Source organism: Myxococcus xanthus (genome assembly GCF_013116825.1).
Lineage (GTDB): Bacteria > Myxococcota > Myxococcia > Myxococcales > Myxococcaceae > Myxococcus > Myxococcus xanthus_B.
Genome location: NZ_JABFNS010000060.1, coordinates 1 through 12388 on the forward strand (window position 1 = coordinate 1; position 12388 = coordinate 12388).

Below are 12388 nucleotides of genomic sequence, written 5' to 3' on the forward strand. Positions count from 1 at the left end.
GCCCCCCGTGGAGCGCCCCACCGTCGCGGAGCTGTCGCGCCAGGCACGGGCGGCATTCGACGCGGGGGAGGCGGCCCGGGCGGCTGGGCTGATCCGCGCGGCCTTGGCCTCGGGGGCGACTGGGCAGGAGCGCTGGACGCTTTTGAACCAGCTGTGTGAGTTTGAGTTCGCGCTGGGTAGGCGTGCCGAAGGACTCGAGGCTTGCAACCTCGTGATACAAGAGGCGCCTGCCTCGGAGGCCGCCAGATCGGCGCGCCGGCGGGTGGCTCGCGAGTCACCGGCGAACGAGATGCCCGCTAAAACCGCGAAATAGCGAGACGAATTTTCTCATCAAATGGGAGGGAGACGTAGGCGCAGGTCTGTCCATTTGACCGATGCGCTTCTGACACCAGTCCCCGGATAATGGCTTCATGGGACAGGAAGCACAGGAGCCGCGGGCGCGGGGGGCGTCTCGCCGACAGTCGGGTCAAGCCGCGGTGGAAGCGGCGATGATCATGCCGCTCGCCGTCTTCATGACGCTGGGGATCATCCAGCTCACGATGATGCAGCACGCGAAGCTGATGACGGAGTACGCCGCCTACCAGGCCGCGCGTGCCGGCATCGTGTGGAACGGCAACAACGAGCGCATGCATGACGCGGCCATCGTGGCGTTGCTTCCCACCATGGGGCGTACCGACGACATCGTCGAGCTGGGGAAGACGTTCGTCCTCCACCAGCTCTACGACTCCGGCATGCGCATGCTGAACTTCGGCGGCGGCCGCGTGCCCCGGACGGTGAACGGCTCCAACCTGTTCGGCATCATCCGCGTGGACACCATCAGTCCGGCGTACTTCACGCCCATCGATTCGATGTGGAAGCTCCGCACCGGCTACAACTGGCAGGAGCTGGACTTCGACGGTGCGGACTCCTTCCCGGAGGTGCCCTCGCTGGAGAACCACATCCGAAAGTTCTTCAACCTGCCGGAGCCCGACGACGCGGAGTTGGTGTTCCGCAAGTCCACGCGACTGACCATTCGCCTGCGCTACTGGTACCAATTGCGCGTACCGTTCGCGAACTCCATCATCTTCTACTCGTGGTTCGCCTCGAACGCGGGCATGGCGCTGCGAGGCGCCATTGACCGCGGCACCGTGGACCCGCGCGCGAACATGATGAACCGGCGTGGCAACCTCAACCCGTTGCTCGCCGGCGCCCGCGGTATCGAGCACGAGATGGGGTACGACTCCGTCTACCCGCTCGAGATGACCGTGCTCTGGATGCTGGCCAACGGCAGCATCCCGCTCGTTTCCGACCTGGCTGGCAAGCGGTACTTCATGCCGCTGACGGCCACGTACAGCATGCGCATGCAGTCCAACTTCCACCGCAAGTGGATCATGCACCTGAACCCCGACTGGGGTCTGTAAGAGGAAGAGGACTCCCGACCCATGTTCACCCGGACCCTCCGACAGAGTTTCCGCCGCCAGGAAGGCCAGGCCTTGGTGCTGGCCGCCCTGATGGTGTTGATCATGTCCATCGCCGTGTTGACCACGGTCAACATCGGCCACACGGTGCATGAACGGATCCGCCTGCAGAACACGGCGGACTCCGCGTCGTACTCCATGGCCGCCATGGAGGCGCGCGCGTTCAACTTCTACGCGTACGCCAACCGCACGCAGGTGTCGCACTACGTGTCGGCGATGATGTGGCAGTCGCTGCTGTCACTCATCTATTCCGCCGAGGCGTTCCTCACGGACATCTACGGCTTCATGCGCACGTTGAATCCATGCGCGGGCAAGACGAGCAACCTCTTCTGGAAGATCGCTTGTCCCATCCTTGAAAACGTCATTCCGTATGTGAGCGCGGTCATCAAGGCCATTGGCCGGATCATGACCGCGTACCGGAACTACTTCCTCAGACCCATCCAACAGGTCATCACTCGGCTGAATCCGGACCGGATCGTAGGTGAGTGGATCATCCCCGCGCACCGGGTGATGAACGGCGTGATGTACTTCGCGTCGCAGGCGGTGATGATGTCCGCGTCCACGCACGTGACGCAGACCACGCAGACGGTCATCGACGACAACGACAGCAACATCTCCTCGCTGGCCAGCCAGTTGGCGACGGGGCTCTACAGCCAGTGTCTCTTCAGTCAGGCGCACAGCCCGCACGCGGGCGGCAAGCCGCTGGCGCCGAACACGTGGAAGAACCCCTTCGGCGCGCTGGACGTGACGAAGAAGGCCGCCAATGACCCCATCGCCCGCGCCAAGCGCGCCATGGGTGGCATCACGAACGCCACGCGCTACGCCTGTGACGCCAACGGCGGCGCGTGCCCCCAGGGCTTCATCACCAGCCGCCGCATGGGTGACCTGCTGCCGCTGCCGGACATGCTCAGCTTCATGCGGGACTTCTTCAACGGCGGCGTGGACATCCCGGGCATCTTCGAGTTCGGCAAGATCGGCCAGACGCGCATGCTCTCCACGGGCTTCCCCAACGCCAACGCGCTCCGCGCCGGCCGCGGTCCCGGCCAGGAGGGCCGTAACTACATCCGCGACTGGAACGACAACCTCAACCCCTGGGGCATGACGGCCCAGGGGGACAACATCGGTTCGGATGACCCGTACTGGCTCAAGTTCGGCCCGCCGGAGATCGACGTGGGCGTGGGCAAGGCGGACAACCCGGTGTCGTGCACCAAGAACGACGACTACTGGAAGTGCTTCGGCGACAACCGCAAGGGCAAGGGGAACAACAACACCACCAAGCTGCCCTACAAGCACATGACGAAGACGAGCATCTGGGCGCTCAACGACACCGACAGCGGCCGTCGCCGGGGCGGGCTGCACTGGCGGGTCAACTACCCGAGCAACCCGGAGAACTGGTCCGGCCACATGCGGCCCGGAGGGCCCGAGCGCGACGTGGGGCTGCACCGCTCGAAGATCTGCGTGCTGGAGCTGGCGTGGAAGTGCTGGGCCCGTACGGACGTCTTCGCGGCCAACGTGCGGCCGGTGCAGGACGGCCACCACCGCTGGGGCGGCTTGACGCCGTTCATGCACTTCGAGCCCGGCCAGCTCGGCTCGGTGTGCAACCCCACCGCCAACGCGTCCATGAGCGACGCGTCCAAGCGCCAGGCGGACTTCAACCAGCCCACCGCCTGGGTGGCGCTGAACAAGGATCCAGAGCAGGTCGTGAACCGGGACAACAAGGACGGCACCGGCACCAACGCGCCCGCCCTGTTGAACCAGGATGGCAAGGTGAAGTTCGCCTTCACTCCGGACACGGACGGCCTGGAGCTGCTGAACAACCGGAAGAAGTTCCTGGGCCTGGTCGAAGGCCTCAACGTCATCTCCCGCGGCCAGGCCTACTACCACCGTCCCGGCAACTGGGCGGAGCAGCCCAACTTCTTCAACCCCTACTGGCGCCCGCGTCTGGCGTCCGTGTTCCAGGGCCGCCACTCGCTGCCGAAGATTGGTGAGATGATGGACGCGCTGCCCGGACCGCTTCAGGGCATTGCCCCGAAGATCATTACGCACTGAGGACTGCCATGCGTGCCCGTCTCCAAATGCGCTCGCGCTCAAGAGGTGCCGCCACGGTCGAGTTCGCGCTCTCCGTGCCGCTCCTCGTGATGATCCTGATGTTCAGCATGTACCTCACGGAGTTGGTGAGGGCGAAGCTCAAGCTCCAGGAGGCGGCGCGCTACGCCGTCTGGGAGATGACGAGCTACGCGCTCTCCGACTTCGCGAACGGGAAGCACGATGACGCCTTCGAGGACGCCCGCCAGGAGGCGCACAAGGAGTTCGTCGAGCGCTTCAAGGACATGGACTCGGTGGAGCCCAACGGACCCGGCGGCAATTTCATTGCCCGCTACACGGACGTGACGGCGACCATCTCCAACAAGGAGATCGCGCTCCTCGAGAGCGGGATGCTCAGCCCCCCGAGTACCGGCGAAGGAGGCGGCCTGGCGGGCGCCATCCTCAGCCCGCTGAACAACGGCATGGGATGGGTCTTGAACCAGTGGGGCTTCAACAACAAAGGCTGGGTCGAATCCGAAGTCGAGATGAACTACGAGAACGTCATCCTGCCGACGCGGTACCTCGACAAGAGCGGTGGCAACGGCGGCTTCTTCAAAGAGAACATGATGGGCGGGCGCGACCTGGGCAGCCTGCGGCTCAAGTCGAAGTACTCCATGTACGCCAACGGCTGGCACATGCCGGACGGCGGTGACGCCATCATCCGTGGCCGCCGCGCCGGTCAGCACACGGGGGGTTCCCTCAGCCAGCCCCACGGCCTCTACCGCCAGGTGGACCGGATGGTGTTCCTGGGCTTCTCCTCCACGTTGGACAGCCTGGGCATCGGTGCCATCCTCGATGTCGTCGCCTCGGTGCTCCCCAACTTCCTGGGGACCTTCGTGGTGTCCCGGAACTACGGCGTGGGCGCCTCGCAGAAGGGCGACTGCACCGGCCTTGCCCAGTATGATGCGAAGGCCAGCAGCGGCCTCCACGTCATGCACAAGCGCCGCTTCGAGCTGACCGACCACGAACGGCCCAACTGCTTTGACACCGCGCCGTTCCGCGATGAGATGACGTACGCGAACAGCAACTACATCAAGGTCTTCAACGCGCGCGGCGAGTTCTACATGGGGTGCAAGCGGGCCATGGCGGACGACCCGACTGACCCGGATGCCCGGCCGGAGTCCACGCAGAATGACGAGCAAGACCTCAAGATTCCTTGCGAGTAGGGGAGGGGCCGTCCGGACGGCGCTCCTGTTCGCGTTGCTGGCCTCCGCGCCAGCAGCCGCGGAACAGGAACTCCCCATCTATCCGGGCACCATCCACACGCGCATCGGCAACGACCTGGTCATTGGCGGGGAGTACTACCGCCTCGCGTACTTCACGACGCCGGACCCCATGGAGAAGGTGGCCGCCTACTTCGCCCGGAAGTGGCAGGAGGAGGGCTACCCCACCGTGGTGGAAGGGGACATGCAGGACGAGGGCGTGGTGTCGGCGCTCTATACCCGCGAGGGGCTCCAGCGCGGCGTCGTGCTGCGCAAGCACCTGGGCAAGACGGTGGGCTTCACCGCGCTGCGGGACTTGTGGGTGCGTCCGCCCAAGAAGCCTGCGCCCGGGCTGGTGGCGCTGGAAGGCGCGCTCTACAGCCAGGACCTGGCCACGCGAGATGACCCGGGTGGCTCGCAGAGCCGCACCACGCTGGTGACGGGGGAGCTGACGAAGGTGCAGCAGCAGGTGAACGCGGAGTTGGAGCGCCGCGGCTACGCGCCCGTGCGGCAGTCCGCGCTCAAGATGGGCGGCGGCACGCAGTTGACCATGGAGCACGCCCGAAAAGGTGAGCAGGTGGTGACGACGCTGTCGCCGGCGGAGGAGGGTGTCACCGCCGTGGTCCAGATGTGGATTGGCTCGGACCGGCCGGACGCGGTGCCCAACGACGATGCCGTGCGCCAGAGCCGCGAGGCCTACGAGCGGGACCAGGCCCAGAAGAAGGAGGGCGCGAAGTGAGGGCCCTGCTCGTGGTGGCCGCGGTGGTGCTGGCGTTCCCGGTCCGCGTGGAGGCGAACCCCGCGCGAGAGCTGGTGCAGCACATGTCCCGCGGCGCGCGTCCAGCCCGGCTGGGCGACTGGGTGACCTACCGCTTCAATGGCGGAGGACTGCGCGTCTACTACTGGCGCCTGGCGGTGGTGGGTGAGGAGAAGGACAAGGAGGGCCGGGACGCGGTGTGGGTGGAGATGGAGGCGGGGACCCATCCGGCCATGAAGTCGCCGCTCGCTCAGATGCGCATGCTGGTGGCCCGGGAGGGCGACGAGATTCGCTATGACGCCATCTCCCGCCTCTACATCGGCACGGGCTTCGGCCAACCCCAGGAGTATTCGGACGAGGCGCTCCAGCACGTGCTCAAGCAGCAGGAGGCGGACGCGAAGAAGGCTCAGTCCGCACCGCCGGAGAAGCAAGCGCCGCTGCCCAAGGGCGTAAAGCCCACGACGCGCTCGGGCAAGGAGTCCCGGTTGATGACGCTGGCTGGCACCGTGGCGGCCGTCCCCGTCGAAGTCGTCCTGAAGAACACCGTCATCAAGCGGATGTGGCTCAGCCGTGAGATTCCGCTGCTGAACCTGGCCAAGATTGAGATTCCCGGCATCGGTCACGCCATGGAAGTGGCGGAGTACGGAATCGACGCCAAACCCCGCATGCGCATCCCCGCTCCAGACGCACCGAAGATCAAGCTGGAGTACGCGGATGCTATACTCGATGACCTGCCCGGCGACGCGGACGACGGGCACGGACACGACACCCCTGAGGACACGCCGTGAACCACCCGAAGACGCTGCGTTCCCGCGCCCGTAACCGTCGCGGGCAGGCCATGCTGGAGTACTCGCTGTTGAACTGGATTCTCGTCGTCGCGCTCATCATCGGCGCGTCGGTGAAGGTCCGTTGGTCGGAGGACCGGCAGTCCAACGTCATCGACCTGTTCATGGAGGCGTACCAGATTTATTACGACTCCTTCTACTTCGTGCTGAACCTGCCGTTCCCGTGACGGCAAGCAGCGAGGTGGGGCAGCCGTCCCCGCTGGGGCTGCGGCTGGTGCACGCCGTCTTGTTCGTCGCCTTCGCCGTGGGCGTGGGCGTGGCGTCCGCGCCCGAGTGGACGCACCTGACGCAGGCCTTGAGTCAGCCCTTCCACGCGGGCGCGGCACCGCGCTGGCTGGTGCTGGCCGGTTCGTTGCTGGCTGCGGTGGGCACGGCACGCCTGGGCTGGGAACTGGTGCGCGGCCGGTCCGCGCCGTTGTGGGCCTCCGGCGTCATCCTCCTCGGCGTCATGGCCACGCTCGCCGGCGGTCGTCCGCAAGGGCTGGAGCAGTCCCGCTCCGACGTGGCGGCCAACCTGGAGCTGCTCCGCGTGGCCCGGCGCGTCCACCTGCTGATGGTGCACGAGCTCCAGTCGCATGGAGAGACGCCTCGGACGCAGGACGCGTGGCGCGCCGCGCTCCAGAGGTCCGGCGCCAGCGAGGTGCGGGTGTACACGCGCGCCTTCCTCCCCGTTCATCCCCAGGTCGCCTGGCTGCCCTCCGAGAGCGCCGTGCCGGACCCGCTCGTGCCGGGGCAGCTCGCGGTGCACGTGACGCCGGATGGCGTGGGCTTCTCGGTGCGGCTGGTGGGGCTCCACCAGGGCCAGCCGGCGCTCCTCAAGGATGACCTGGGGGCAACGCTGGTGTTGCGAGGCCTCTACAACCCGGACCTTCCGCCGCCCGCGCAACCCGCGATTCCGCCTACTCCCTGACACCTGGGGCGCTCAGCAAGGTTGCGGGTGCCTTGAGACTCGGCCAGTCTCGCCGGACCTCATGACACGGCGGTCCCGGCCGGTGGGTCGTCCTGGATTGACGGAAGGAGCGCGCAATGGCGCAGGCGGCATGGAAGTGGATGGTCGTCGCGGCGGCGGTCGGGGCAGGGGTACTGGCATGCGAAGGCGGCGGTGGAAGCAATCCGCCGCCCTCCAATGGGGTCGACGCGGGCGTGAATGTCTTCCGCCCCGGCCTGGGCGAGGATGACGGCGCGCCGCAGGGCACACCCTTTTCCCTCCCCGAGGGCGTCAGCTTCGCCGGCACCCTTCGCGGCGCCGCCGAGGTCTCCGGTGAGTGTGAGAACGCCGGCGTGGAAGCCCAGGGCTCGGGCGCTTTGGTCCGCGTCTGCGTGCCCCTCCGCAATGACACCGGAGCGCCTGTCGAGGTGGAGTTCCCCCCGGGGCTCGTCGTCGTGTCCACCTCCGAGGGACGCGGCCAGAACGGGCTGCTCATCGAGCGCACCATCCTCGTCGTTCCGCCCACCCCCCGGGGGCCCGGCGGGCGGGACGATGCCGGCACCCCGGACGGCGGGGCGGAGGAGAACGCCTATATCGTCCCCCTCTACATGTACTGCCTGAACGAGGAGCGGGACCCCTCCAACGAGTTCATGACCTACGCGGTCGGCCCCGTCACCTCGGATGACGCGCTGCAGGAACTGCTGCGGCTCCTCGAGGGGAAGGTCATCGACAGCTCCGAGGACGTGGGCGTGGTGCAGAACGCCCTCTACAGCATCACCGAGGGCCGCGGCCTGACGACGCCGGACCGCAACGCCATCGGCAACCTTTGACGCGGTACGATGTCAGGTCCCGGATTGCGCGCGATACAGAGCTGTCGCGAGAGGTGGTTTTGACACCCGGTGTATCGCACGGATAACATCGCGCGCCATCCGCTGATTGCACTGCACTGTATTCCAACACCTGCTCTGGACTCCACTTCGGACTCCATCATCGCCGCCGAACGGCTCCCCCCCGTTCTGGAGGTTTCTGAACCATGCTGAAGGGCAAGACTCCGCTCGTCGTCGCGCTTGTGCTGGGCCTGCTGGCCGGCGTCATCGCGTATTCCGCCATCAAGAAGAAGGAGGCGGATGTCCGCCGCGGATGGAACCTGGTGCCCGTCGTCGTGGCGGCGCAGGACGTCCCTGAAGGCACGGTCATCACCTTCGAGATGATCTCCCAGCGCTCCGTGCCGGAGCAGTTCGTGACGTCCTCCGTGGTGCGTCCGGACTCCGCGACCTACATCGTGAACCAGAAGGTGCTGGTCGCGCTGCAGGCGGGTGATCCGCTGCTGTGGAGCCAGTTCGAGACGACCAAGGCCGCCGAGCGGCTGTCGTCGAAGGTGCAGAAGAAGGCGCGCGCCCTCACCATCGAGGCGAAGCACACCACGTCGGTGGGCGGCTGGATTCGCCCCAATGACCACGTGGACGTGATTGGCACCTTCCGCGACCCGCAGACGGACGAGAACGTCGCCGTGACGCTGCTCCAGAACGTCATCGTGGTGGCCACGGGCAAGATCACCGGTACCACCAACGTGAACCTCATCCCGGAGAACCAGCGCGAGTACAACAACATCTCGCTGATGGTGCTGCCGGAAGAGGCCGAAATCCTGGTGCTCGCGGTGGAGCTCGGCCAGCTGACGCTCAGCCTCCGCAACGAGGACGACGTGGACCTCATCGAGGAGCGCGGCCGCGCGACCATCAGCACGCTGCTGTCGGGTGAGCGCACCCGCGTGCTGGAGCAGAAGCGCCGCGAAATCATCCAGATCATCAAGGGCGGTGCCGAGCGGGCCGCGGGCGCTGGCGCGCCGTGATGGCGTGCGTCGTCCACCCTCGCTCTTAGGGAAGCGCGCACATGCTTGCTGGAATCGTCCTCCTCCTCGTCACCGGCTCGGTCTTCTTCTTCAGCCTGGTGATCTTCAGCGTCCTGTCGAAGGCGTATGAGCAGTACCAGGAGCGCTACGTCGCCAAGTCGATGAACGACTTGAGCGACATGTTCCTCTTCATCGATCCACGCCAGATGTTGATCCTCAACATCGCGTGCATGTGCTTGTTGGGGATCCTGTCGTACATCATCTTCAACCCCATCATGGCGGTGGTGGCCACGGTGTTCGGCTTCTTCCTGCCGATGCTGATGGTCAAGCACTACCGGAAGCGGCGCATCAAGAAGTTCAACGTGCAGTTGGTGGACGCGCTGCAGGCCATGGCCAACGCCTTCAAGGCCGGTCTCACGTTCCCCCAGGCCATCGAGCACGTGGCGCGCGAGGCGATGCCGCCGCTGTCGCAGGAGTTCGGGCTCTTCGTGAAGGAAGTGAAGCTGGGTGTGCCGCTGGAGGAGGCGCTCATCAACATGGGGCGCCGCGTGGGCAGTGACGACCTGGAGCTGGTCGTCGTGTCCACGAACATCGCCCGTCAGCTCGGCGGCAACATGGCCGAGATGTTCGAGACGATCTCCACGGTGATCCGCGAGCGCTTCCGTCTGGAAGGCAAGATCGACGCGCTCACCTCGCAGGGCAAGCTGCAGGGGTGGATCGTCGCGGCGATGCCCGGTGTGCTCGGCATGGTGCTCAACTACATGCGGCCCGACCTGATGGAGCCGATGATGGACCACATCTTCGGTTGGATCCTCGTGATCATCATCGCCATCATGGAAGTGATGGGCATCCTCATCATCCGGCGCATCGTCAACATCGATATCTGAGAGGTGCACCGTGGACGATGTCCTGACGCCAATCTTGATCGGCAGCTCGGCGCTCCTCTTCGCGGGCGCCGTGGGCTTCCTGGGCCTGGGGCTGTACCAGACGATGCTGGAGCGCTTCCTGTCGGAGGTCCGTGACGAGTCCACGGGCGGCATGAAGGGTTTCGGCTCGGTGGCCATCCGCCGCCTGGGCGCGATGAATCGCCGCTTCATGTGGCCCGGCTACGAGGCCAAGGCGCGCCGCAACCTCATCAAGGCGGGCGAGCCGCAGGCGTACAAGCCCGAGGACATCATGGCGCTGCAGGAAGTCAGCGCGGTGGTGGGCCTCATCATGGGCCTCATCCTGCTCAACGGCTTCGGCGTGAGCCTGGTGTGGGCGCCGCTGTTCCTGCTCTTCGGCATGTACTACCCGCTGATGTGGCTGAACGACCAGGTGAAGAAGCGCCACCTGCTCATCAGCCGCGCGCTGCCCTACAGCCTGGACCTGCTGACGCTGTCGGTGGAGGCCGGCCTGGACTTCACCGCGGCCCTGGCCAAGGTGGTGGAGAAGGGCAAGCCGGGGCCGCTGCGCGAGGAGCTGCAGCTGGTGCTCAAGCAGCTGAAGATGGGCAAGACGCGTGAAGAGGGCCTCAAGAGCATGATTGTCCGGGTGGACCTGCCGCCGCTGACCACCTTCGTCACCGCGCTCATCCAGGCGGACAAGATGGGGACCAGCTTGGGCAAGGTGCTGCGCATCCAGTCCACGCAGATGCGCATCGACCGCACCCAGCGCGCGGAGAAGCTGGCTGGCGAGGCGCCGGTGAAGATGCTCTTCCCGCTCATCGCGTGCATCTTCCCCACGGTGTTCATGGTGCTGTTCGGGCCCATCGTGTTCCAGTTCATGTTCGGAAACGTCGCGGGGTAGCGCCCCGTGCCAATCCTCCTGACGATCACGCAGGGGCTCCAGCAGGGACGGGAGCTCACCTTCGAGGCGGCCGAGGTCAACATCGGCCGCACCTCGGAGAACGACCTGGTGCTGCACGACCACGGCGTGTCGCGCAGGCACGCGCGCATCGTGCTCCGCGGCGACAAGTACTTCGTCGCGGACATGGGCAGCTCGAATGGCACCGTGCTCAACGGCGGGTTGCTGTCGGGCGAGCAGCAGCTTCGGGATGGGGACAAGATTGGCGTGGGCCCCGTCGAGTTCACCTTCGTCTGGGTGCCGCCGGAGGGGGACGAGGACGCCACGCGGCCCATCCGACGGGGCGACCCGGTCCCTGCGCTGGACCCGGACGCCACCCGTCCCATCCGTCTCAACGACCCCATTCCCGCCGAGAGCGGCATCGTGCTGCCGGAGGGCCATCCCACCGCGCAGCAGCCCGCGGTGGTTCCGGTGCGTCCGGGCACCGCCGCCGTGGCGAAGGCCGAGCCCGCCGCGGGGCAGACGGCGGCGGAGCGCGCACGCCGTCGCCGGGAGCTCGCGGGCAGTCAGGCGGGCAGGTTGCTCCTGTGGTGGGGGCAGCTGTCGAAGCCGGCGCGTCTGGGCGTGGGCGCGGTCGGAGGCGGCCTGGCGCTGGCGCTGGTGGGCGTGCTGGCCGTCTTCTTCATGCCCAAGGGCGAAGGCCGGGCGTCCGGCGTGGAACCGGAGGACCTGGGCTTCGAGGTGATTGCAGACTCGTTCGGGGTGGGCGAGGGCGTGACGTGGGAGAACCCGGAGCACAAGTCGTTCGCCTTCCAGTTCGCCACCCCGACGCGGGCGGTGGCCGTGGTCCACTACATGGCCAGTGGCATCTCCAAGGAGGAGGTGGCGCTGGTCGTCAACGGCGTGGACGTGGGCTGGGTGCCGCCGGACGTGAACGCGGTGACGGAGCGGGGGCTGGAGCAGATTCTCCCGCCCTCCGCGCTGAAGCGGGGCGAGCTCAACTCCATCGTCTTCGACAACGTCCGCAACCCACCGGGACGGGACACCTGGCGTGTGTGGAACCTGCGCCTGGAAATCATCCCGGTGCCGGAGTTGCCGCAAGACGAGCTCCTGGCCAAGGCGCGTCAGTACGTCACCGCGGGCGCCCGGTTCTATGAGTCGCGCGACGTCGGCGCGGAGAACCTCTTCAAAGCGTGGCAGCAGTACCGCTTCGCCTGGGTGACGCTGGAGGCGCTGGACACCAAGCCTGACATCTATCAGGACGTGCGTTTCCAGCTCGGCGAGGTGGCAACCGAGCTGGACCACAAGTGCAGCCAGCTGCTGCTCGATTTCCAGCGCAGCGTACAGTACCGGAATGCGCGGACGGCTCGGGCCGCGTTGCAGGAAATGGGTCGACGCTTCCCTACGGCCGAGCATCGCTGCCACAATCTAGGTTTGCAGTTGGCTTATGAGCACGAGCTGTAGGCGCGTGCTCACTTCG

The 12388-nt window shown here is 66.5% G+C and carries 12 protein-coding genes; all 12 read left to right on the plus strand.

Going from position 1 to position 12388, the window contains the following annotated elements:
• Positions 1 to 410: 410 nt before the first annotated feature.
• The 12 genes from HNV26_RS18820 to HNV26_RS18875 all read left to right on the plus strand — a co-directional run bounded on the left by HNV26_RS18820 (position 411) and on the right by HNV26_RS18875 (position 12372).
• Entirely contained in the window at positions 411 to 1400 is a 990-nt protein-coding gene (locus tag HNV26_RS18820) for a TadE/TadG family type IV pilus assembly protein (protein WP_171439612.1), read from the plus strand.
• Positions 1401 to 1421: 21 nt separating this feature from the next.
• Positions 1422 to 3506, plus strand: a complete 2085-nt coding sequence (locus HNV26_RS18825) for a Tad domain-containing protein (protein WP_171439611.1) — start codon at positions 1422 to 1424, stop codon at positions 3504 to 3506.
• An 8-nt stretch (positions 3507 to 3514) separates the two neighbouring features.
• Positions 3515 to 4708: a TadE/TadG family type IV pilus assembly protein gene (locus HNV26_RS18830; RefSeq protein WP_171439610.1), complete on the plus strand. Its 1194-nt coding sequence runs from the start codon at positions 3515 to 3517 to the stop codon at positions 4706 to 4708.
• Complete coding sequence (locus HNV26_RS18835; RefSeq protein WP_171439609.1) at positions 4674 to 5483, plus strand: hypothetical protein; 810 nt, start codon at positions 4674 to 4676, stop codon at positions 5481 to 5483. The genes HNV26_RS18830 and HNV26_RS18835 overlap by 35 nt, the downstream gene beginning before the upstream one ends.
• Positions 5480 to 6289, plus strand: coding sequence for a hypothetical protein (locus HNV26_RS18840; protein WP_171439608.1), 810 nt, complete (start codon positions 5480 to 5482; stop codon positions 6287 to 6289). The genes HNV26_RS18835 and HNV26_RS18840 overlap by 4 nt, the downstream gene beginning before the upstream one ends.
• Positions 6286 to 6513 (plus strand): hypothetical protein, encoded by a 228-nt coding sequence (locus HNV26_RS18845; protein WP_011554647.1) that lies wholly within the window; start codon positions 6286 to 6288, stop codon positions 6511 to 6513. Before HNV26_RS18840 ends, HNV26_RS18845 begins: the two co-directional genes overlap by 4 nt.
• Positions 6510 to 7256 (plus strand): hypothetical protein, encoded by a 747-nt coding sequence (locus HNV26_RS18850; RefSeq protein ID WP_171439607.1) that lies wholly within the window; start codon positions 6510 to 6512, stop codon positions 7254 to 7256. Before HNV26_RS18845 ends, HNV26_RS18850 begins: the two co-directional genes overlap by 4 nt.
• Before the next feature lie 116 nt (positions 7257 to 7372).
• Positions 7373 to 8104, plus strand: a complete 732-nt coding sequence (locus HNV26_RS18855) for a hypothetical protein (RefSeq protein ID WP_171439606.1) — start codon at positions 7373 to 7375, stop codon at positions 8102 to 8104.
• A 203-nt stretch (positions 8105 to 8307) separates the two neighbouring features.
• Positions 8308 to 9123 carry a Flp pilus assembly protein CpaB gene (gene cpaB, locus HNV26_RS18860; protein ID WP_140793403.1) on the plus strand — a complete coding sequence of 272 codons (816 nt, stop codon included), beginning with the start codon at positions 8308 to 8310 and terminating at the stop codon, positions 9121 to 9123.
• 41 nt (positions 9124 to 9164) lie between these two features.
• Positions 9165 to 10010, plus strand: coding sequence for a type II secretion system F family protein (locus tag HNV26_RS18865; RefSeq protein ID WP_090494277.1), 846 nt, complete (start codon positions 9165 to 9167; stop codon positions 10008 to 10010).
• Positions 10011 to 10020: 10 nt separating this feature from the next.
• On the plus strand, positions 10021 to 10911 hold the full coding sequence (locus HNV26_RS18870) for a type II secretion system F family protein (protein ID WP_011554642.1): 891 nt from the start codon (positions 10021 to 10023) through the stop codon (positions 10909 to 10911).
• Between the two features lie 6 nt (positions 10912 to 10917).
• The gene (locus HNV26_RS18875; protein ID WP_171439605.1) at positions 10918 to 12372 is read left to right on the plus strand and encodes an FHA domain-containing protein; all 1455 of its coding nucleotides are present in this window, start codon (positions 10918 to 10920) and stop codon (positions 12370 to 12372) included.
• Positions 12373 to 12388: the final 16 nt, after the last annotated feature.